At 43.4% G+C, this 22,047-nt stretch carries 26 protein-coding genes; 10 read left to right on the plus strand and 16 right to left on the minus strand.

From position 1 onward, the window contains the following. Positions 1-8: 8 nt before the first annotated feature. Positions 9-803, minus strand: a complete 795-nt coding sequence (locus tag LHL20_RS09515; protein ID WP_226433130.1) for a DUF2189 domain-containing protein — start codon at positions 801-803, stop codon at positions 9-11. Positions 804-1,068: 265 nt separating this feature from the next. Between LHL20_RS09515 and LHL20_RS09520 the strand changes: the two genes are divergently transcribed. Genes LHL20_RS09520 through LHL20_RS09530 form a run of 3 tightly spaced genes read left to right on the plus strand, consistent with a single transcriptional unit; the run spans position 1,069 to position 4,252 of the window. Continuing rightward, entirely contained in the window at positions 1,069-2,289 is a 1,221-nt protein-coding gene (locus LHL20_RS09520) for a pyridoxal phosphate-dependent aminotransferase (RefSeq protein ID WP_159624898.1), read from the plus strand. Position 2,290: 1 nt separating this feature from the next. After that, positions 2,291-2,890, plus strand: coding sequence for a 5'-deoxynucleotidase (gene yfbR, locus LHL20_RS09525; RefSeq protein WP_159624900.1), 600 nt, complete (start codon positions 2,291-2,293; stop codon positions 2,888-2,890). An 18-nt stretch (positions 2,891-2,908) separates the two neighbouring features. Beyond that, entirely contained in the window at positions 2,909-4,252 is a 1,344-nt protein-coding gene (locus LHL20_RS09530) for an anti-phage deoxyguanosine triphosphatase (protein WP_226433131.1), read from the plus strand. Positions 4,253-4,281: 29 nt separating this feature from the next. On the opposite strand, the gene LHL20_RS09535 is transcribed toward LHL20_RS09530, so the two are convergent. Then, positions 4,282-5,106 carry a hypothetical protein gene (locus tag LHL20_RS09535; RefSeq protein WP_226433132.1) on the minus strand — a complete coding sequence of 275 codons (825 nt, stop codon included), beginning with the start codon at positions 5,104-5,106 and terminating at the stop codon, positions 4,282-4,284. Between the two features lie 267 nt (positions 5,107-5,373). Between LHL20_RS09535 and msrP the strand changes: the two genes are divergently transcribed. Both msrP and LHL20_RS09545 read left to right on the plus strand, forming a co-directional pair. Beyond that, positions 5,374-6,381 carry a protein-methionine-sulfoxide reductase catalytic subunit MsrP gene (gene msrP, locus LHL20_RS09540; protein ID WP_226433133.1) on the plus strand — a complete coding sequence of 336 codons (1,008 nt, stop codon included), beginning with the start codon at positions 5,374-5,376 and terminating at the stop codon, positions 6,379-6,381. Between the two features lie 15 nt (positions 6,382-6,396). Further along, entirely contained in the window at positions 6,397-7,062 is a 666-nt protein-coding gene (locus LHL20_RS09545; RefSeq protein WP_226433134.1) for a sulfite oxidase heme-binding subunit YedZ, read from the plus strand. Here LHL20_RS09545 and LHL20_RS09550 read toward each other — a convergent pair. Further along, positions 7,054-7,485 (minus strand): YqaA family protein, encoded by a 432-nt coding sequence (locus LHL20_RS09550; protein ID WP_226433135.1) that lies wholly within the window; start codon positions 7,483-7,485, stop codon positions 7,054-7,056. The two genes, LHL20_RS09545 and LHL20_RS09550, sit on opposite strands and share 9 nt — an antisense overlap. A 224-nt stretch (positions 7,486-7,709) precedes the next feature. Between LHL20_RS09550 and LHL20_RS09555 the strand changes: the two genes are divergently transcribed. The 3 genes from LHL20_RS09555 (at position 7,710) to LHL20_RS09565 (ending at position 9,738) form a co-directional block, all read left to right on the plus strand. Then, on the plus strand, positions 7,710-8,108 hold the full coding sequence (locus tag LHL20_RS09555) for a deoxyguanosinetriphosphate triphosphohydrolase (RefSeq protein WP_202265401.1): 399 nt from the start codon (positions 7,710-7,712) through the stop codon (positions 8,106-8,108). Positions 8,109-8,347: 239 nt separating this feature from the next. Next, positions 8,348-8,752: a YchJ family protein gene (locus LHL20_RS09560; RefSeq protein WP_201283834.1), complete on the plus strand. Its 405-nt coding sequence runs from the start codon at positions 8,348-8,350 to the stop codon at positions 8,750-8,752. 224 nt (positions 8,753-8,976) lie between these two features. After that, on the plus strand, positions 8,977-9,738 hold the full coding sequence (locus LHL20_RS09565) for a transporter substrate-binding domain-containing protein (protein WP_226433136.1): 762 nt from the start codon (positions 8,977-8,979) through the stop codon (positions 9,736-9,738). Here the strand turns inward: LHL20_RS09565 and LHL20_RS09570 are convergent. The 4 genes from LHL20_RS09570 to LHL20_RS09585 all read right to left on the minus strand — a co-directional run bounded on the left by LHL20_RS09570 (position 9,723) and on the right by LHL20_RS09585 (position 11,466). After that, complete coding sequence (locus LHL20_RS09570; RefSeq protein WP_226433137.1) at positions 9,723-10,304, minus strand: DJ-1/PfpI family protein; 582 nt, start codon at positions 10,302-10,304, stop codon at positions 9,723-9,725. The genes LHL20_RS09565 and LHL20_RS09570 overlap by 16 nt on opposite strands. A 78-nt stretch (positions 10,305-10,382) precedes the next feature. Further along, complete coding sequence (locus LHL20_RS09575) at positions 10,383-10,742, minus strand: DUF4870 domain-containing protein (protein ID WP_201283835.1); 360 nt, start codon at positions 10,740-10,742, stop codon at positions 10,383-10,385. Between the two features lie 176 nt (positions 10,743-10,918). After that, positions 10,919-11,254 (minus strand): iron chaperone, encoded by a 336-nt coding sequence (locus LHL20_RS09580; RefSeq protein ID WP_226433138.1) that lies wholly within the window; start codon positions 11,252-11,254, stop codon positions 10,919-10,921. Positions 11,255-11,292: 38 nt separating this feature from the next. Beyond that, on the minus strand, positions 11,293-11,466 hold the full coding sequence (locus tag LHL20_RS09585; protein ID WP_226433139.1) for a hypothetical protein: 174 nt from the start codon (positions 11,464-11,466) through the stop codon (positions 11,293-11,295). Between the two features lie 249 nt (positions 11,467-11,715). Here LHL20_RS09585 and LHL20_RS09590 point away from each other — a divergent pair, with 249 nt between their 5' ends. Together LHL20_RS09590 and LHL20_RS09595 are read left to right on the plus strand one after the other, a co-directional pair. Further along, positions 11,716-13,536: a M2 family metallopeptidase gene (locus tag LHL20_RS09590; protein ID WP_226433140.1), complete on the plus strand. Its 1,821-nt coding sequence runs from the start codon at positions 11,716-11,718 to the stop codon at positions 13,534-13,536. Positions 13,537-13,738: 202 nt separating this feature from the next. Continuing rightward, entirely contained in the window at positions 13,739-14,374 is a 636-nt protein-coding gene (locus tag LHL20_RS09595) for an SDR family oxidoreductase (protein WP_226433141.1), read from the plus strand. 65 nt (positions 14,375-14,439) lie between these two features. Here the strand turns inward: LHL20_RS09595 and LHL20_RS09600 are convergent, their stop codons facing one another. The 9 genes from LHL20_RS09600 to fabG all read right to left on the minus strand — a co-directional run bounded on the left by LHL20_RS09600 (position 14,440) and on the right by fabG (position 22,043). After that, positions 14,440-14,997, minus strand: a complete 558-nt coding sequence (locus tag LHL20_RS09600) for a pyridoxamine 5'-phosphate oxidase family protein (protein ID WP_226433142.1) — start codon at positions 14,995-14,997, stop codon at positions 14,440-14,442. Between the two features lie 25 nt (positions 14,998-15,022). After that, positions 15,023-15,802, minus strand: a complete 780-nt coding sequence (locus LHL20_RS09605; RefSeq protein ID WP_226433143.1) for a TatD family hydrolase — start codon at positions 15,800-15,802, stop codon at positions 15,023-15,025. A 62-nt stretch (positions 15,803-15,864) separates the two neighbouring features. Beyond that, complete coding sequence (holB, locus tag LHL20_RS09610; protein WP_226433144.1) at positions 15,865-16,746, minus strand: DNA polymerase III subunit delta'; 882 nt, start codon at positions 16,744-16,746, stop codon at positions 15,865-15,867. Next, positions 16,746-17,402 (minus strand): dTMP kinase, encoded by a 657-nt coding sequence (gene tmk / locus LHL20_RS09615; RefSeq protein WP_159624930.1) that lies wholly within the window; start codon positions 17,400-17,402, stop codon positions 16,746-16,748. Before tmk ends, holB begins: the two co-directional genes overlap by 1 nt. 88 nt (positions 17,403-17,490) lie before the next feature. Continuing rightward, the gene (gene mltG / locus LHL20_RS09620) at positions 17,491-18,510 is read right to left on the minus strand and encodes an endolytic transglycosylase MltG (RefSeq protein WP_226433145.1); all 1,020 of its coding nucleotides are present in this window, start codon (positions 18,508-18,510) and stop codon (positions 17,491-17,493) included. 50 nt (positions 18,511-18,560) lie between these two features. Continuing rightward, positions 18,561-19,412 carry an aminodeoxychorismate lyase gene (pabC, locus tag LHL20_RS09625; RefSeq protein ID WP_226433146.1) on the minus strand — a complete coding sequence of 284 codons (852 nt, stop codon included), beginning with the start codon at positions 19,410-19,412 and terminating at the stop codon, positions 18,561-18,563. Between the two features lie 128 nt (positions 19,413-19,540). After that, a complete protein-coding gene (gene fabF / locus LHL20_RS09630) occupies positions 19,541-20,779 on the minus strand; it encodes a beta-ketoacyl-ACP synthase II (protein ID WP_226433147.1) in 1,239 nt (412 codons plus the stop codon). Between the two features lie 84 nt (positions 20,780-20,863). Continuing rightward, positions 20,864-21,103, minus strand: coding sequence for an acyl carrier protein (gene acpP, locus LHL20_RS09635; RefSeq protein WP_012518211.1), 240 nt, complete (start codon positions 21,101-21,103; stop codon positions 20,864-20,866). Between the two features lie 199 nt (positions 21,104-21,302). Beyond that, on the minus strand, positions 21,303-22,043 hold the full coding sequence (gene fabG, locus LHL20_RS09640) for a 3-oxoacyl-ACP reductase FabG (RefSeq protein ID WP_159624938.1): 741 nt from the start codon (positions 22,041-22,043) through the stop codon (positions 21,303-21,305). Positions 22,044-22,047: the final 4 nt, after the last annotated feature.

Genomic DNA, 22,047 nt, shown 5'->3' on the forward strand with positions numbered 1-22,047 from the left:
TTACTTTATTATTCGTATTTTCGCTCGCGTTTGGTTTCAATTGCATCAATGTATGCGTGCCAAGATGCATAACCAATCAATGGCATTAAGATAATAAACCCAACAAAGCCGGTTACGAATCCAATAGCAACAGCGCTGAATATAATGGCACCCCATATTAGCATTGGTACTTTATTTAACCATACCGCATTGACACTGGTTAACACTGCTGTGCCTAAATCCACTTTTCGCTCCATCAAAATTGGCTGAGTGAAAGCAGTAATAAATAGCATTGCAAGCGTAAAGACCGCACCCACAATTGTGCCCAACATCAAAAACGGCAACAAACTCTCGAGGTCATTCTCAATGTATGGTGGATAAAGTGCATGAATAAGCGATGCAACGCGCAACCAAAAGATCATCATTACCATAAGTAAAATGGCAAATCCCCATTCATTGAAAGCGTTTCGACGCATAGCGCGAAGTGAATGACGAAGTGTAGGTTTATGCCCTTTCTCCATCTCCCAACTCACATCATAAAGGCCTGCAGCTAAGAATGGTCCAATCAGCATAAAACATACAATGGCGGGCAGAATAACTAAATGCCACCCTGTCATTTGTACAAGGTACATAATACTCCATGGAATTATGGCGAAAAGCACGCCATAGAAAAAGGTTAATCCTGGCGCGCGCATGGCATCCCGCAATCCAAGAGATAACCACTTAATAGGATCGCCAACGTCTAATTCCTTACAAGGAATAACGCGAGCAATACCACTTTGTGTAATGGCGTTCTCTGGGGTCTCTTTAAAATGATGCGACATATATTTATCACCTCTAGTTGTGAACCTAGTACTGGCGTATTTTTACACGCCTTATTACTACGATAGGCTCAGATTAAAAAGTTCACAAGCTATTAACAATAAATTTATTAATAAATTACAACCGAGATGTTTATCCTACTATCTGTGCAATAAATAGCCTTTCAATCAATAAACACACTATTTATAGTAACTATAGGTGAGAATACCGTCGCATAGTTAGTAAGTTTGCGATAATCTCAGGGTTTGTAAATCAACCAGATAGACCATGAAAACTGTATCTCGCTCACATAAATTAGATAACGTTTGTTACGACATCAGAGGCCCTATTGCCGCACAAGCAAGAAAAATGGAAGATGAAGGCCACCGCATTCTTAAACTTAATATCGGCAACCCTGCCCCATTTGGTTTCGAAGCCCCTGACGATATCGTAAAAGACGTGATCCACAACCTGCCTACGTCTCAAGGATATTCAGACTCAACAGGAATTTATGCTGCCCGCGTAGCCGTAATGCAGTACTACCAACAGCGCAATATCAAAGACATTCGTGTTGATGATGTCTATATCGGTAATGGTGTGTCCGAGCTAATTATGATGGCAATGCAAGCATTGCTTAACCATGGCGATGAAGTACTTATTCCAAGTCCCGACTATCCATTGTGGACCGCTGCGGTAAGCTTATCGTCTGGCTCACCTGTGCATTATCGTTGTGACGAGCAAGCAGGTTGGTTTCCAGACTTAGATGATATTAAAAGCAAGATCACAAGCAAAACTCGCGCTATCGTGCTAATCAACCCTAACAACCCCACTGGCGCAGTTTATGATGAAGCACTTCTGCAAGAAGTAGTTGAAATTGCAAGACAGCATGGACTTGTCGTTTTCAGCGACGAAATTTATGACAAAATTCTTTATGATGACGCAAAGCATACCAGCATTGCCTCGCTTGCTGATGATGTGTTCTTTGTAACTTTTGGCGGGCTAAGTAAGAACTATCGCGTGGCTGGCTTTCGTTCGGGATGGCTAGTGGTGAGCGGAAACAAGCGTCTTGCGACTGACTATATTGAGGGGCTCAATATCTTATCGTCTATGCGAATGTGTGCCAATGTGCCCTGTCAAAGTGCGATACAAACGGCACTAGGTGGATACCAGAGCATTGATGATTTAGTAAAAGAGAATGGCCGTTTACGTATTCAACGAGATGTAACTACTGACATGCTAAATGGCATTGACGGCATTCATTGCGTTAAACCTAAAGGCGCCATGTACTGTTTTGCTCGCGTTGATGAAAAGAAATTCAACATCAAAAACGACGAACAAATGGTATTGGACTTATTGAGTTCAGAAAAAATACTTTTAGTACACGGCCGTGCTTTCAATCTAAATGAAGGCGTGTATTTCAGACTCGTGTTTTTACCGCATAGCGATGTTCTAGTGCCAGCCCTGCATCGTATTGGCAACTTCTTTAGAACTTATAAACAAGGGGCCTGATGTGTCTGATAAAAGCCACTTTTTTGCTCATCTGGCGCGTTTAAAGCTGATTAATCGCTGGCCGTTAATGCACAATGTGCGAACAGAAAATGTTCAAGAGCATAGTTTGCAAGTTGCTATGGTGGCGCATGCGCTAGCCCTCATAAAAAACAAGTTCTTTGGTGGCACTCTAAACCCTGACCGCATTGCCACTGTTGCAATGTTTCATGATGTTTCCGAGGTTTTAACCGGCGATTTACCCACGCCGGTAAAGTACTTTAATCCAGCAATTAAAGAAGAATATAAAAAAATAGAAAAAATTGCTGAAAATAAGCTAATCGAAATGGCCCCCGAGGCGTTTCGTGAAGATTATGCTGCACTTATCGATCACCACCATCACAGTGAAGAAGAAGCCTTTATCGTAAAAGCAGCCGATGTGTTGTGCGCCTACCTCAAAACGCTGGAAGAACTTGCTGCGGGCAACCAAGAATTTAAACTCGCCAAGAAGCGATTAGATAAGATACTCAAAGAGTATCACTCTGAAGAAGTGGACTACTTTTTAACGCGATATGTACCGAGCTTCTCATTGAGTTTAGATGAGATCACGCAAGACGAAATGTAGCTACCGAGGGACAGTGTTGTGGCAGGAGTAAATTGGGAACAAGCATTACACGAACGACGCCTACCCAGAAGTGTGAGTCGCGATGGCGATCATCGCAATCCGTATCAACGCGACAAAGCCCGTGTGCTTCACAGTGCAGCATTTAGGCGTTTGCAAGCCAAAACCCAAGTGCTTGGAGTTGGCTTAAGTGACTTCTATCGCACTCGTCTTACCCATTCACTTGAAGCGGCACAAATTGGAACCGGTATAACAGCGCAACTATGTGGAAAATTTCCCGATATCGCTGACACGCTCGCTCTTGATGCAACGCTTATTGAAACCTTGTGTTTAGCGCACGACATTGGCCACCCGCCCTTTGGACACGGTGGCGAAATAGCGCTTAATTATATGATGCACGAGCACGGCGGTTTTGAAGGAAATGGCCAGACATTTCGTATTATCTCCAAACTCGAACCTTATACTGCTGAGCACGGGATGAATTTATGCCGCCGAAGCGTTTTAGGGTTAGTGAAATACCCCAATTTTATTGACACGCTTCACAGTCAGAGTACCTTGCCTGAACGTCCCACATCGTTGCGCAGAGTTAAAGCTGAAGACTGGCATCCACCAAAAGGACTATTTCGCTGTGATGAACCTTTATTTGATTGGCTGTTAGACCCTTTTAGCCAAACTGACAAAGACCATTTGATGCAGTTTTCAACAAGAGAAAACGGTCACAGCAAAACGCAATTTAAGTCATTTGACTGCTCGATAATGGAATTATCTGATGATATTGCTTATGGCATTCATGACCTCGAAGATGCCATTGTGATGGATATGGTGCACAAGCACCACTTTATTGAGGATGTGACCCTTCCCTTAATAGCCTTAGACGTACCTTGGCTTTCTAACAACATTGAGACACTAACCCACAAGCTTTTTAGTGCACAGCACCACGAAAGAAAGAATGCCATTGGTGCCTTGGTTAACAGTTTCATTACTGCAATTGAAATACAAGGTGTTGAGGGCTTCACACATCCCTTATTGGCGTTTAACGCCACTATGCCTCACGTCTTTGCCGAGGCGCTAGAACTGTTTAAGCGCTTTGTATTTAGAAAAGTAATACGTCGCCCAGATGTACAACTGCTCGAGTACAAGGGGCAATTGGTCGTTATGGAGCTCTTTGAAGCATTTGCGTCTGATCCCACGCGCCTTCTCCCAGAAAACACGCAAGTTCGCTGGCGCAAAGAGCAAGAAGCAGGCAATGGCATGCGCGTACTTTCAGATTATATTTCTGGCATGACAGATGAATTTGCTTCGCGCCTGTATGGCAGTATATTTTCTCCCAAGCAAGGCGGTATTCAAGACAGTTTTCATATGTAGTGCTTAGTCATTTCAGATGAAGAACTAGCTCAGGCTCCCTCATGAGCACTTTCTAGCCAAGGAATGTATTCTACTTCAATGTAGCTATACACCCGGTCTTTAAGTGATGCCGCTGGAATAATGCCGTCTTTCTCTAACTGTTTCATTACTTTTTTCGTAGCGCGTTCACGTGTATAAGCACTTGTCTGATTATACGCCACGGCTAGGTTGCGAAGAAGTAAAGCGATATCGATTCGCTCATCCAGTACGCCCTCTGGTGAACGCTTATGAAAGTCGGCAATCGAGCGATATATCTGCGTCATCAACACTGTTTCTCGTGACACAAGGCCATACATTTTGGCAGAGAGATTCAATGTAGCCTTATCCGTTTTGCTAAATCGCGTTTCATGGATTTGCTTAAAAAAGTCGTTTTCAGCACCTATTAAGGAATCAATGGCTTTTAATGTTACCTCAAGTTTTTGCTTACCGAATAACGTACAACTTAAAAATTCACGTCGCTTTATTTTGTCTTGGGAGTAGCGATTTTTAGTTTTATCGTAAAGTTTCGTTATTGCATCTAGCATCTTTTCAGATGCACGGCGATGTGAGTTTTCAGTCAAATATTGTAAAGCCAGAGTAGCAACTACCATATCGGCTAATTGTACCTGGGGTGCAGATAAAACGCCTTCAATAGTGGCTAATGTTACGTCTTCATCATCGTTGGCGCTACCCGAAATTAAAGAATGATACAAAGACAAACTTGTAGCAGAAGCGCGATCAATAAACGGAAATGCATAGCGACTTGTTATATCGTCACCGCGGGCCTCTGACACATCAAGAGTCAAGGCTAAGCAAAGCAAAATAATTATTCTCACAGTGTATTTCTTCCTTAAAACGCACGACACATCCTATGAAACGTAGATTTACACTACTGCTTGGCGTCTACTAAGTCAAAAGCGTTAATTAATTTTTGAAATAAAACGGGCATGACTTGGGTCTTAGTTAGCGTGTGTTTGAAACCAAATCGTGTCGTTCTCGTACTAATGGATAAATAAAAAACAAACTATTCCATACGCACAAACGGTATTTAGGCAGTCAGATTCGTAAGAAGCCGACTCTGTTAACAAAATAAAGGTGAAGTAATGCCCAAACCATTTAAACCATCAGTACAACTTAAAGAAAATGACGTTACCGATGAAAGGGTTTATATGAATCGACGTTCATTACTTAAATCCATGGGGTTCATTGGTGCATCAACACTGTTGGCAAAGTCAGCAAGTGCTGCTGGGTGGTTTTGGGAAGATGATGAAGAAAAGGTCCCTTTTAAATCAGAACCCTTAGAGTTTAGCCAACCACCTAAATTTCAGATATCAGAAACCAGAACGCCTGAAAACAAGGTCATTTCATACAACAATTTTTATGAGTTTGGTACAGCAAAAGACGCGCCTGCGAAAAATGCAACCGAGTTTCAAACAAACCCTTGGACACTGACAATTGACGGACTGGTAAAGAAACCGATTACGTTAGACTACAATGCGTTAACTACTCGATTTCCGCTTGAAGAGCGGATATATCGCTTGCGCTGTGTAGAAGCTTGGTCGATGGTCATACCTTGGGTTGGCTTTGAGTTAGCCGCACTTATAAAACAGGCTGACCCGTTAATGTCAGCAAAATATGTGGCATTCGAAACACTTTATGACCCAGACCAAATGCCCGGGCAACGTAGTCGCTTTATGGGGGGCGGTATCGACTATCCGTATGTTGAAGGCCTACGCCTAGACGAGGCCATGCACCCTCTCACCATGATGGCGGTTGGTTTGTATGGAAAAACGCTGCCACCGCAAAACGGTGCGCCAATACGACTAGTAGTGCCATGGAAATACGGTTTTAAAAGTATTAAATCTATCGTTCGGATACGATTAACTGATAAAGAGCCACCAACAACCTGGAATAGGCTTGCTGCAAATGAATATGGATTCTATGCAAACGTAAATCCTAATGTGGCTCACCCGCGTTGGAGTCAGGCCAGCGAAAGACGTATTACAACAGGCGGACTACTAACAAGAAACCGAATAGATACGCAACTATTCAACGGTTATACAGAGGTCGCACCTATGTACAATGATATGAACCTATCTCGTTATTACTAGGCGTTGCTGGATATTATGCCATTGAGAAAAAAGCCACTACGCCTCAGCCTACTTCAGCGCCGTTTAATAAAAGCGTCATTGCATATTACGTTGCTTGGTTACTTGTTTTGGCTCTTTTATGCAGGAGTAAATGATAATTTAGGCCCAGATCCCGTTAATACGCTTATTAACGAAACGGGTATTTGGGCTATACATTTGCTCTTAACAACCTTACTATTAAGCCCGTTGGCGCAGTGGCTACCGAGCCCTGAACCATTGCAATTTAGGCGTATGATCGGTGTTTACAGCTTCGTTTATGCATTTGCTCACCTGTTTACCTATGTGTTTTTTGAAATCCAATTAGATATGGCGTTAGTCGCAAGTGAAATAGTGAGCAGACCTTACATCGTCGTTGGTATGACTGCATTACTTTTACTTTTGGCCCTAACGGCAACGTCTTTTAAACGCGTTCAACGCAAAATGGGAAAGCGCTGGCAAAAGCTTCACAACACGGTTTATCTCATTTTACCGCTGACACTGCTTCACTTCAGTTGGTCTCAAAAGACCTTCTGGCAAGAGCCAGTTTGGTATTGGCTAATAGGTATTGGCGTGTTAACGCCGCGTTTTAAGAAATGGATTAATCAGCACAAGCAGAAGCAGAAGCAGAAGCAAGTTAGGAAAAAGCGAACAACGTTAGCTTAAAATATATAGCAATACGGCATAACGCGCGGTCTTACAAAAGGCAACGCAAAAAAGAAAAAATACAAAATGCGTGCGTAGTGTGCCTGCAACCAAAGTGATTGGATCTCCGATAACTGGGACCCACGCTAATAACAGGCTCCATTTACCCCACTTCATATAGATATCGCTCGCGCGCTCAAAAGTACTTTCTTTTATCCGTAACCATTTAATGGCTATTACCTTTCCGTATTTTAGCCCCAACACATAATTAACCAAAGAGCCAAGCACATTGCCCAGCGACGCAACTATAAGTAAATTAAGCGCTGATAGCCCGGAAGAATAGAGCGTACCAAGTACTACTTCTGAGCTTAACGGTAATATTGTTGCCGCTAAAAACGCAGACAAAAATAGTCCCACATACCCTAAGCTTGATAAACCAGCCACCAGTCCTCCCCAGTACCTAGCACTAACATTATTGTGCGAGTTATACCAAACATACCGTTTCTAGTCACAGTAAATATCCATAAATTATAAACACTTATGAACAAACGTTCGGTTTGAGCAAAAAAAATACAACTTAACACTTGCAAACCATACTAATTAAAACTACTGTATACACATACACACTGTATAGCTAAACAGTTAACTAGACTTTATTAGGAAGAGTTATGAATATTTCATCAGTTTCTCGTTTCAACATGTTGCGTACTTCTGTTTCAAATGTTGTACAACTTCCTCTTCCCTTCGAAGGTTTTCCTGGAGAAGGCAGAAGTAACAATCCAAAGGGTTGGAATTACTTGCTTGCTAGTTCAGTCTCATTTTCAAAGGATGTTGATCATGCAATTCGCATTCAAAAACCAGATAGAGAAAAAATGCCTGAATGGATAAGCAAGCTAATAACAGGTGGTCAATGTAAAACACTGTATGTAGAAAACATCGATCTTGATTTACAACCCACCGACAGTGAAATGATTAGGAAACTGTGTGAGCTTTACTCTGTGAGTTTGGTTAACGTGCGTGTAGACAGTTCTAACGAGCAACAAAACCTGGCCGTAGGACCTTGGTAGTCTCATCATTTACTAAGCAACTAGTTCATTGTAGATATGGTGGTGGTTTTGTGCCTATTTGGTCTTGTTGCTAAGGAAAATTACTGAAACGGCTACGTATCGGATATACAATGGCTCGCTAATTTAAGATTTTAACGGCCTTTTCTATGCGCTGCTTTTGCTGCTCTTCTAATTCTTTTAAGAATTGTTGCGAACCTTTTTTATCCGGCTCTGTAACGCCCGCTTTTGCAGAACAACTAATGCGCTCACGTTTCACCGCTTACGCGCTCAATAAGTTCGACTATGTATTAAATACCTACACCGAAGAAAAACGAAACAATCTTAGCGTTAATGAACTGGCGGATAGTGCAACGGGTGCTACATGGTTTGCCCTTGTAATCAATAAATCATCACAATTGCAGGTAGAGTCTGAACGTTTGACGCTGACGCGAGACACAGTGGAATTCACTGCCTATTATTTTGAGAATAAACACGTATATCAGCTGCATGAAACATCCAACTTTGTCAAAGAAGACGGACTGTGGCGCTATCATGATGGCCTATTGCATGATGACTGTGGCAAAGTAAAGTTGGGGCGAAACTTACCTTGCCCATGCGGCAGCAACAAAAAATTCAAGCAGTGTTGTGCATCTAAAGCTCGATAAGCAATATTTTGATGACATTGTGTTGCGTTATTACTAAATACAAATTCATCCTAATTGCTAATAACGCAAGCCATGCCAGCGAAGTCATTTTAAAGTACACTGTTGAGCTAATATCAGGAGATATGATAAATGTGTTGTACTCTGGCTCATTTCTTCGCCATTTGAGGTAGTGGCTTTGTCGCTCTCTAAAATAAGGTGAAGTACTGCTAGTAGAGGTTTTAAGTATGATTCGCTTCTTATTAATCATCGCAGTTTATTTAGCGAGCGTTAAAGCATACGCTACCCCCATCAAACTTACACTTGCCATTAATTCGCCAGGTACTCCCCCACATTTGTATTTCGACGCTGCCCAAAAGCACTACGTAGGTGTTATTCCCGACATTTTGACCACCGCAGAAAATGACAATGCGATAGAAGTGACTTATGTTGACTCTCACAGAAGTAGAAGTGAAACGTTTGTTGCTGAAGGTCAGCTAGATATGTTTTATTCAAGCCTTGAATGGTTAGATGAACCCGAGCGTTTTATTGCGACTGACCCCATTTTTTTACATAAAAGCTACCTTTATTCCCACAAACCTTTGCCAACAGGTTTTGGGGCAAACGCTCACACCCGCGCGCGAATTTGCACAAGACGAGGGTTTCACTACCCTGGTCTTCAACCCTGGTTTAATGAAGGCAACCTTGTGCGAATCGATTCGTCTAACCATGAGACCATGCTTAAAATGGTGTTACTTGGAAGATGTGACGCTGCCGAGCTAAATGTGAAAAATATGCGGGCATTGCAGCAACAAGATATGTTTAAAGGGATACCCTTTCACCGCTCTGAGAGTCCAACAAGTGTTGTGGCGGCAAGATTAATAATGCATCCGTCTCAGGTTGAAGCGAGAAATGTGCTCAATAACTACATAAGGGAGTTTTTAGCGCAGGACTTGTACGAGGAATCTCTTAAACGGCATATCAATAATACACGTTACTCACCTAAGTAATGCCAGTCATATTCCATTTGTCGAGCCACGGCTCTAGCAGCATCAAGACCACTCAACGTTGAGACCACATAAAGACTCATATCTATCCCCGCCGAAATGCCACCTGAAGAAATATATTTACCGTGATGTACCCAGCGCTTGTTTCTTACAACATCAAGCTGTGGGAACATGGTCTGTAGCGACTCTTGATCTTCCCAATGTGTGGTGACCGGCATAGCTTTATAAACATCGGCAGCAGCGAGTATAAACGCGCCGGTACAGACACTGCAGGTGATTGAGGTTGTATCGTTGCAATGCCTAAGCCACCTGAGAACACGTTCATTATCTAACATCGCAAAATGTTCGCCTCCCACTACGCACAAGATGTCGAGTGGTGGGTGATTGGATATAGAATAATGTGGCACGATCGGCAGGTTTCCACGCGCATAAATCGTATGTTTAGCATCTGATATGGTAAAGATATTCCACGTTTCTTCAACCAACCGCTTAGCAACGCTGAATACTTCAAACGGTCCACCAATATCTAGCACTTCAGCCTTATCATAGATAAAAATACCGATATTCACGTTATACCCAAACCGTTTCCAAGTACATAGACCGATGCCTGATTTAACACCTCAGGCATCTTACTGTTGTTATTTCTATCAGCCCTTGAAAAACTGAATGCTTAAAGGGTATGGCCACAATTCACCGTTGTTCGCTTTCATCGCTGCAACAATAGCAAAAATAAGGTTGAGTAAACCTAAAATAGCAAAGCCGATAAAGCCGATAAGAATAAAAGCAAGTACCATACAAATCACAGAGTAAACAAGTAAACTCAAAAGCCAATTTGCGGTAACTCTGCCGTGTTGATTTATTGCCTCATCCTGATCTTTATTCGCAATCCACAGGACAATAGGTAAGATGAGCCCAAGCCCCGGAATAATAAAGCTCGTTAGCTGACTAAGGTGAATTACCGTGCAGTAAGTACGACTCGTCATTCCCCAATACATTTTTTCTTCCATTGATATCGCTTCCTTTTTTATGAATTTTATAAACCTGACGCATCTACATGGTCTTGTTTAGTGCGTATTATTTATACTTTAATCGACTTCGGAACTAATCACCACATCGATATTTGTATTTGTCTTATCATCACCTCAAAGATCTGTAGCGCGTTTAAGTTGATTAGCATACACCGTTAATGGCCGAAATCCATTGCACTTGTTATGACCTGCTTTAACGCGTCCGTCGGTAAATCATCCTTATCTTTGAAGTTGATGCAACCTGTGCCTGTTTTGATCGTAGGGTAACATTGCTTAAACTGTTCTAGGTGCTGCGCAGAGCAAGTATAGAGCGATACGTAATTTTTTTGATTGGCAATCGCCACCCAGCCAGCGTCTATAGAGAACGTAGGCATTTTGTACTTCATTGAAACTTCTGCATTGGGATAGAGCGAGAGAATAAGGTCAGACAGAAACTGAACCTTTTGACGACGGCCTTCCACAAGGCCCTGCATATACTCATTCACTGTCATATATCATCCCACATTGTGAAATTGGGAAAGGTACTTTGCTATGAACTCGTTTTGATTCGCTTAAGTGGAAATATTCCCAACCAAAACCCAGCTTCGCACAAGAAACCAAGCAAAATGAACAGAAACGCACCCGACTTCATCCCCATGCTGTAGAAGAATAATGCAGCAAACAACAAAACCAATATAAGTGCAAGACGACCAAGCGCTTTCATACGACTTCCTTATTTATCATCACGCGCAAACCTATAGCGCGTTAAACTACGTTATTATAGTCACAACTATGGCGTTTAGGTCTAAAACCAAGGCACTGATACCGCTTAATTTTGTAAGTTTTTGTACAGCAATACACCAAATACACAGTGCGTATGCTAATTTTGTTTTACAAATCATCGGTGGCGTTTCACAATGGTTTGGCATGTCTTTGTAAATCACATCAAAATCACAATAATTAAGGACAGACAATGATCAAGCATAAACGCACGTTGCTGGCCGCTTTAGTTAGCGTGTCATTGTTTGGTTGTGGCGAGAGCACAACACAAACAACCACAACGCCAAGCTTAAGCGCCGCAGACGCAAAAGCATTCCTAGCTCAAGCACAAAGCGATATCGAAAAAATGCAGGTTCCCGCTGCACACGCAGAGTGGAGTTATGCGACCAACATTAACTATGATACCGCTGCTGTTAGCGCCTATTTCAACGAAGTTCTTTCAACAAAAGTGGCAACATTAGCTAAAGAAGCCGCCAAGTTTAATAATGTCGACGTTGATGCTGACACCCGCCGTCAGTTGGACCTGCTAAAAAATGGTTTAACCATGCCACCGCCTTCAGATCCACAAAAAGCTGAGCGCTTGGCGAAAATTGGTTCAGAACTTAGCGCAATGTATGGCTCTGGCGAATATTGCAACGAAGAAGGTGTTTGCAAAAGTCTCGTGGAAATGAGCGGTGAAATGGCTAGCGTTCGCGATGCAGATCTGCTGTTAGAATATTGGAAAGGCTGGCGCGATGTGTCTAAGCCCATGGCGCCGCTTTATGCAGAGCAAGTTAAAATTGCCAACGAAGGGGCTGCTGAACTGGGGTTTGCTAATGTCAGTGAACTGTGGCGTGGCAAATACGACATGCCAGCGGATGATTTTCCAAAGGAACTTGATCGCCTCTGGTCTCAGGTTGAACCATTCTACGAGTCGCTTCACTGTCACGTACGTGCAAAACTTGGCGAGCATTATGGTGAAGACGTTGTACCTCAGGATAAACCTATACCTGCGCACTTACTCGGCAACATGTGGGCGCAAACATGGGGTAACGTATACGATATCGTTAAACCGCAGCAGGAAATGACGGTACCAGACGTCACTGCGGCACTAAATGCACAAGGTTACGATGAGCTTAGCATGGTCAAGCAAGCAGAGTCGTTTTTCTCGTCGTTAGGCTTTGAAGAGTTGCCAGAAACCTTCTGGGAACGCTCAATGTTCCAAAAGCCAGAAGGTAGAGACGTTCAATGTCACGCTTCTGCATGGGATTTGGATGACAAAGATGATCTGCGTATCAAAATGTGCATCCAAAAAACAGGCGAAGAGTTTAACGTCATTCATCACGAATTGGGTCACAACTATTATCAACGTGCCTATAAAAACCAGCCGCTTTTATATCGCGGTTCAGCAAATGACGGCTTCCATGAAGCGATTGGTGACACTATTGCCCTTTCAATTACGCCGAAGTATCTAAAGCAAATTGGCTTAATTGATGAAATTCCTGATGCATCTAATGATATCGGCATGTTGATGCAAGTTGCGTTAGACAAGATTGCCTTCATTCCATTTGGTCTAATGGTAGATCAGTGGCGTTGGAAAGTAATGTCAGGCGAAGTAGCGCCCGAGCAATATAATGACTTGTGGTGGGAACTTCGTGAGAAGTACCAGGGTGTAATGGCCCCAGTCGCACGCGGCGAAGATGCGTTCGACCCTGGTGCAAAGTACCACGTTCCGGCGAACGTCCCCTACACACGTTATTTCTTAGCGCACATTCTGCAGTTCCAATTCCACAAAGCGTTATGTGATATTGCTGGCGATGAAGGCCCGCTTAACCGCTGTTCAATTTACGGTAGCGAAGAAGCAGGACAAGCATTGAATAAGATGCTTGAAATGGGTATGAGTCAGCCTTGGCAGAATGCCCTAGAGACGCTGACGGGCTCGCCAGAGATGGATGCGAGCACTATTGCAGCATACTTCGCCCCATTGAAAACGTGGCTAGATGAGCAAAACGCTACGCGCCAATGTGGTTGGTAAGCGTTATTTGCTAAATTGTTGATAACTTATGTCAAAGCCTCGCACCTGCGAGGCTTTTTTATTGGTGCTGTCTTTACACTATTTTCGTAAATTGCTTTCTAACGACCCACTATGTATTTCAGCGCAACAAGTGATCGCATATCTCTATGCTGACTATAAACCATTGAGTTTATTAAACGCGACATGCAAGGAGGTTTATTTTATGGCTACCGTTCTCGTGATTGGCGCATCAGGCCAAATTGGTAAACAAGCAACCGGAAAGTTGCTTGAAGCAGGACATCGCGTTATTGCGCCAGTGCGCAGTCCTGACAAACTATCGGACATTCAAAGCGATAGCTTAACCATTGTTGAACAAGATTTAGAAAAAGACTTTTCAGCGCATTTTGAGGGCGTCGACGTTGTTGTATTTACAGCAGGCTCTGGTGGAAACACTGGCGCTGACAAAACCTTAATGATTGACCTATGGGCTGCTCGTAATGCAGTAAACTATGCGAAAGCAGCTAACGTATCGAAATTTGTCATGGTGAGCTCCATTGGTGCAGGTGATCCCGATGCTGTTGATTCTGCTATCAAGCCCTATCTCGTGGCTAAGCATATGGCTGATGAACATCTTATCAATAGTGGTTTGTCGCATGTTATTCTGCGTCCGGGAACCTTGCTCAATGAACCGGGTACACACTTAGTTCGCACAGACATGCCAACGAATAAAAGTGATGCGGTAATAGCAAGAGAAGACGTAGCGACAGCTATTGTTGAAAGTGTTTCTCGTGCGAGCAACGAAAATCTTATCACACACCTATTTAAAGGCGATACGCCGATTGCACAAGTACTAGAGTGATGGATTGTTGCTTGTAATCAAAATCTTGCAATTAGAATTACGAAAGCCCCAATATAGGGGCTTTTTTAAGGGATAAGCGACTGGCTAGACCAATTACCGTTTTCATCAAGGTGATGTCGTTCACGATACTGAGGGTTGCCCCTTAAATTTAAATAGTCCACCTCGTAAATAGCCAATAAAATTACGCAAAAGTGCGTTGGTACATCTTCAAAGTGTCCATTTATCGTAAGTGCACGCTCATCATTGCGAACACTACCCGGCTCGCCCCATAGGAATTGTTTCTTTCCAGCATCAGACAGTTTATGCCACTGCACAGTGACAAGCGTTGTGTCATCTTCAAGCGTAATCACTTTTGATAGCGTTGAGAACCTGTATTGCTCACGTGTCTTAGAAAAATACCAGCACACTTGTGCTTTAGGGTTATCACTGAGTTGCTGATATTTTTCTGAGCGGGTATCCGAAATTACCATCAATTGGTTGTTATCAGTTAATCCACGATACACAACTGTGCGGCAAAATGGCATTCCCGCTTCATCTACAGAAGCAAGCTGAAAATAACGACTTTCAGGCATGCTGCGCGATTGATGCAGACTCTTTGTCAGTCCCTGTCGCCATCGTGGCATACGCTTCTCTCCTTACCTTCAAACGTTAAGCTGATTGCTTACGTGCCAAAGAGAACAATTCATAAAAATTTTGCGTCGTAATCGTTGCTAACTCTTTGACCGTTATTCCTTTAAGATCAGCAATAAATTCTGCAACTTCAACCACATAACCTGGTTGATTTTGCTTACCTCTATGAGGTACCGGTGCAAGCCAAGGTGAATCAGTTTCAATCAGTAAGCGATCAAGTGGAATAGCCTTTACAACGTCACGTAATTCATCAGCAGAATTAAACGTCACAATGCCTGATATCGAAATATAAAACCCAAGCTCTATTGCAGCTTGTGCCATTTCTAGTGATTCAGTAAAGCAATGCAAAACCCCTTTGGTGTGCGGTGCTTTATGTTCGCGAAGCAAATTAATCGTGTCTTCTCGCGCATCTCGGGTATGGATAATCAGCGGCTTATTCGTTTCATTCGCCACTTTGATATGATCAACAAAAGACGTAAGCTGGACCGATTTGCTTTCGGGGCTATAAAAATAGTCTAAGCCCGTCTCGCCTATCGCTACCACCTCATCGCGCTGCGCCTTTTCAAGTAGAACTTCGTAACTACAGGCATCATCCTGATGCAGTGGGTGAACGCCACAAGATACCGATACATCGTCAAACGCTTTTACGGTATCAAGCATGGTTTCATAATCATTAACCGATACACAAACGCATAAAAAGTGCTCCACACCTCTGGTTCGTGCAAAGTTGAGGGTTTCAGCTAACGCTTCTGGACCTTGCTTCAATCTGTCTAAGTGACAGTGAGAATCTACAAACAAACTACACCTTTATAAATTAATAAGTAACGCTACATAATTTTTGCACACGCAAAGTATGAGCATTACCGTTGAAATTGTTTTAATAAACCAAATAACACCATCGACTTGTTCACCCCTGGATGCTGAAGCGTTCTTACCGCTTCTACACACGCGCTATAGCGCGCATAGTTTTGGGGATGCTGATGTTTCACGTATGACTGATGCGCCTGCAATTGACACCAGTGTGCAACCTGAATTGCATGATCTTGCCATTTATTGGCAAGTATTTGTGGCTGCATTTTGGGGTCGCCAGCTAACAATGCCTGCATGCCATCGGTGTATACGCGATAATTAAAATCATCCTCTGTGCCCAAAGCCGCTTCTAGACGCAAAGGTGCATTTCCATATGCCGCAAGCAGCGCTTCATCCACATTTTGTACGCCCTGCTCATTCAAGTAGGTCAAACTTTGCTGAACCGTAGGCAATGGCAATACATGCTTTTCACAACGACTTAAAATCGTAGGCATAAGCTTATTCACACTGTGCGTTATCAGCACCAAGTATGTGTTATTTGTGGGCTCTTCGAGCGTTTTCAACAGTGCATTGGCCGCTGCTTCAGTCATGGTATCGGCTTGCGGTATAAGGAGTACTTTATTCCCGCCCATCTGCGCCGTTCCCGATAACTTTGCGATCCCTTCTCTTATCTTATCAACACCAAGCTGTTTTTCGCTCTCAAGAATATGGAAATCAGGGTGATTGCCAGCTGAGCGCAAGTGACAGCTTTGACATGTTCCACAAGGGCCAGCTATTGAGGGTTGCTTACATAAAAGTGTAAAACTCAATTGTTCAGCCAAGTGGTATTTTCCAATACCTTTTGCACCAGTAAACAGTAATCCATGATGGAGCTTTCTCGCAAGATAACGCGAGATAAGGGATGTGTATAAATCAGAAAACCAGTTGAGCATTAGTTGTTACACGGCGTTGAAGATTTACTGTGAGATTGCTCTTGGATATAGTGCTCAACCACATCTAAAACATCTCGATGAACGTCATTCATAGGCTGCATAGCGCTAACGACATGTATTGCATTATCTTGTTCTGCCAATGCTAGGTAGCGTTCACGGGTGCGCTCGAAAAATGCAAGGCCAGCCTGCTCGATACGATCTAGTTCACCGCGTCCACGAGCACGAGCTAAACCTTCACTAGGTTCTACATCCAGATAAATGGTCAAGTCGGGTTTGAATCCATTCAGTGCAATAGCACTTATCGCACTCATCGTATTCTCACTTACGCCCCTACCTCCGCCTTGATAAGCTTGAGAAGATAAGTCGTGGCGATCGCCCACTACCCAACTGCCTTTCTCTAAAGCAGGTAAAATTTTATTCGTTAATAGTTGTACACGTGCCGCATACATTAATAGTAGTTCAGTTTCTTCGGCAACATTTTCTTCCCAATCATGCTTTACACACTCTCTAATGGCTTCAGCCATTGGCGTTCCACCAGGCTCTCTGGTTTGCTCAACAACTACACCATGAGCGTTAAGCGCGTTTACTATAAGGCCAATAACCGAACTTTTACCCGCACCTTCAAGGCCTTCTACTACTATAAATTTTCCGCGCATATCGTCTTTCTTTATCTCTTGTTACGGGACATGAAGTGGCTATTGCCCTACATGCTATTGCCCGAATTGCTTAAAAGGGCATCACCTATTAGCGTTTAAGCTGGTATTTTCGCACAGCAGCGTTATGTGCTTCCAGTGTTGTCGAAAATTGATGGCTGCCATCGCCTTTTGCGACAAAATATAGCGCATCAGTCGGTTTAGGCTGAAGTGCTGCGTGTATCGCCGCTTTACCTGCCATTGCTATAGGAGTTGGTGGTAGGCCTTTGATTACGTAAGTGTTATAAGGTGTTGGTGTGCGCAAATGTTTGCGTGTAATGTTGCCATCGAAAGTAGGGCCGATTCCGTAGATAACCGTTGGATCAGTTTGTAAACGCATATTGCTATTAAGCCGATTAACAAAAACGCCTGCTATAAGATCTCGCTCTTCGGGCACTGCGGTTTCCTTTTCAATAATACTGGCCAAAATAAGCGCTTGATAAGGATCTTCCAACGGTAAATCTAGGGCTCTCGTTTGCCAGGCCTTATCGATATAATCAATAAGGGCGCGATGTGCTCGGCTAAGAATTTCACTCGCTTTTGTGCCTTGTGTAAAAAAATAAGTATCTGCAAGATACAACCCTTCGTTATGTTCAACGTCATTACAACACCATTGGGTCTTGGTTTGGTTTACTGTAGCTGCCAAGGTGGTGTCATCAATATCGAAAATTAATTCTGCGTGCCCACTTAATGTTTCTACCCATTGAGACAGCGTGAGTCCTTCTACTAGGCTTACTGCAAACAGAAATTCGTCACCCCGCGTGAAAATATTGAATACATCAACTAAAGACTGCCCTGGACTTATCATATAGGTTCCAGACTTTACCGACGTGTCGCTAGCAAAAAACTTAAGCCACACTTTACCTACCAGTGGCGTTACGTCTGTTGCACCCTGATTTCTAAGTTGCTTCAAAGTGCGATAGGCATTGCTCCCCTTTTCAAGGGTGAACAACGTATCTTGACCAATTGTCAGTGGCGCATTTACCTTACCCGAAATATAAAGCACGCTTGCAGACAAGCAAACAGCGGCCAACAAGGCTATTGTAAGACAGATAATTACCACTCGCTTCATGCTTTAACATTCCTAGTGTTAGATAGTAAAAGTGCTGACACGGGTTTCACCTATAAATGCTTACGTAGGTGTCGAGCAAGCTCCTGTTGAGGCTCGCTATCAACCTGATACCGCACAATGCTCGCGTTGGGAAAGGTAATAGCATTAACGGGCATAACCCCCATTAATGCGTTTGTCACTACGACACACTCGGCTTTCGCTAGATCGCTCAGCTCATATTCACCCACATTTAACGCTTGATTGTCGTTGAGTAATGCCTGAATTAAGCACTGCCTTACTACACCATTTACACCACTTCCTTTGAGCGATGGCGTATACCAAGTACTGTTCGCGTAAAAGAAAACGTTACCGATACTGCTTTCAACAACGTGATCTTGTGTATCACACACAATGGCATCATCGGCACCCGATGCTTTAATTTCTCGCTTTATTAAGACTTGTTCTAGTCTATTCATATGCTTCACACCGGCCAATAAGGGTTGTATGGCTAGCGCGGTCTCTGCACAAATAAGAGCCATTCCTTGTTCTGCTAACGCTGCATAATGGACAGGGTACGGATGGATAGAAAAGCGCACTTGCGGCACACTTTCATCATCTCTCGCGTAGCCTCGCCCACCGATACCTGCCGAAACATGCACTTTGAGCACTAGCTTGGTGCACTTAGATTGTGTCGATACATTGTTGGGTACTTGCTTTGTTGCAAAATCAACTATCGCCTGTTCAAGCGCTGTTTCATCGAGTGTTATACCAATAGCACTCGCATCGTAGATAAGCCGATTGATATGAAAAGAGAGTAATTGCGGCCGGCTGTTTTCAATACATAAGGTAGTGAATACCCCATCGCCATAATTAAAAGCCCTGTCGCTAGGCTGTATGGGTGTATCGTCGGTGATAATTTGCACTGCGTACTCAGTATGACTCATGGGCATATAATATATGATGAGTATACCAAGTTGTTGTAGTCAAACAAGAAAGGCAGCTATATTGCTGCCTTTCTAATCGATTTTTAACTAAATCACATGTTTGTTAGTTAAATTCGTTTGAATATCAGTGAGCCGTTTGTCCCGCCAAATCCAAATGAATTACACAGCGCGTAGTCCGACGTAAACGCTTTTGCCTTATTGGCAACAAAGTCTAAGTCACAACCTTCACCCGGCTCATCTAAATTGATGGTCGGCGGTGCCATTTTGTCACGCAGTGCCAAAATAGTGAAAATAGCTTCAACTGAACCTGCAGCACCAAGCAAGTGACCTGTCATCGATTTAGTAGAGCTGACTAACAGATTATAGGCGTGGTCGTTAAACACGCGCTTCACCGCTGCTACTTCAGCAATATCACCGGCAGGTGTTGAAGTACCATGGGCATTAACGTAACCAATTTCATTGGCGTTTACGTTAGCATCGTTAATCGCGTTTTGCATGGAAGCCGCCGCGCCTTCACCATCTTCTGGCGGAGACGTCATGTGGTATGCATCACCACTCATCCCGAAACCAACAAGTTCAGCGTAAATGGTAGCACCACGCGCTTTCGCTGATTCGTACTCTTCAAGCATTACGACACCAGCGCCCTCGCCCATCACAAAACCGTCACGGTCTTTGTCCCACGGACGGCTTGCTGCTTGCGGGTTGTCATTACGTGACGACAATGCGCGTGCTGCGGCAAAGCCAGCCATACCAAGCGGCGTAATTGACGCTTCTGCACCGCCTGCCAGCATGGCGTCTGCATCGCCGTAAGCAATTGTTCTTGCGGCAATACCAATATTATGAACACCTGTTGTACAAGCAGTCACAACGTTTATATTCGGTCCTTTCAACCCTTCCATGATAGACAAGAACCCTGAAATCATGTTCGTGATAGTTGAAGGTACAAAGAAAGGAGAAACACGCTTTGGGCCGCTATTTAGCAACTTGATGTGGTTTTGTTCGATTTGTTCTAAACCACCGATTCCTGAACCGATCGCCACACCTACGCGATGCGCATTGTCTGCTGAAATAGATAAGCCAGAATCGACAAGAGCCTGTTTACCCGCGGCAATGCCAAGTTGGATAAAACGGTCCATCTTTTTCGTTTCTTTCTTTTCAATATATTCCTGCGGGTCAAAATCGTTGATCTGACCTGCAAAACGGGTTGAATAATTACTGCAATCAAAATGGGTGATTTCACCGATGCCGCTCTCGCCTGCTAGCAATTTGCGCCATGAGTCTTCGCTATTCAGACCTAATGGTGAAAGCATTCCAAGACCAGTAACCACTACGCGACGTTTTGTCACAAAAAGTCCTCGCTTTGGAACTAAAAAAAGGTAGGAGATACAAAAACGGCTCTAGAGTAGAGCCGCTTTTTCGCTACTTAAGACTTAAGCGTCTTTGTTCGCGTTGATGTAATCAATAGCTGATTGAACGGTAGTGATTTTCTCAGCTTCTTCATCAGGAATTTCTGTATCGAATTCTTCTTCTAAAGCCATTACCAGTTCAACTGTGTCAAGTGAATCAGCGCCTAAATCGTCAACGAATGAAGCTTCTGCTTTTACTTCTTCTTCTTTCACGCCAAGTTGTTCAACGATGATTTTCTTAACGCGTTCTTCAATGTTACTCATAATTCTAGGTTTCCCTTAAACGTCACTAGATAATAAAGTTGCCGCTAGTTTATTTTGCAAGGTCAGCCCTTGCAAGCACCAGATTAAACTAATTTTCTGGTCAAACCAGCGACATTCCAAATTCGTAAAATACTATTTTTACATCCAAGTTCGGGTAAATACCACCCCAAACTAAGGAAAATTCGCAATTTTTGCGAATTTACCCCATATACATTCCACCATTTACATGGATAGTTTCGCCTGTAATATAGGCAGCACCGTCGCTCACTAAAAAAGCAACAGTGGCGGCAATTTCATCAGGTTCACCTAAACGGTTCGCCGGAATATCTTTAAAAATGGCTTCTTTTTGGTCGTCACTCAATGCTTTTGTCATGTCTGTGTCGATAAAACCAGGTGCTACTACATTGATAGTAATACCACGAGAAGCCACCTCACGCGCCATAGATTTTGAAAAACCAATAACGCCAGCTTTCGCTGCAGCATAGTTAGCTTGACCCGCATTACCTGCACTACCTACTACCGAACCGATGTTAACAATTCGCCCAAAGCGTTTTTTCATCATACCGCGTAGCACTGCTTTTGACAGGGTAAATATTGAGGTCAAATTGGTATCAATAATGTCTTGCCATTCTGCATCTTTCATACGCATTAACAGATTATCGCGCGTGATACCGGCATTATTGACTAAAATGTCGATACCACCGTGAGCTTCACTTATCGCTTTGATAGCCGCATCAACACTGTCTTTATCAGTCACGTTGAGTGCAAGCCCCTTACCGCCGAATTCACCAAGGTAGCCAGAAATAGCGTCAGCACCACTGTCGCTAGTTGCCGTTCCAATCACCGTTGCACCTTGCTGCGCAAGTTGCGTCGCAATCGCTTTACCGATACCACGGCTAGCACCTGTGACAAGAGCAATTTTTCCGTCTAATTGACTCATTGCA

It is taken from the genome of Alteromonas sp. McT4-15 (assembly GCF_020515205.1).
Lineage (GTDB): Bacteria > Pseudomonadota > Gammaproteobacteria > Enterobacterales > Alteromonadaceae > Alteromonas.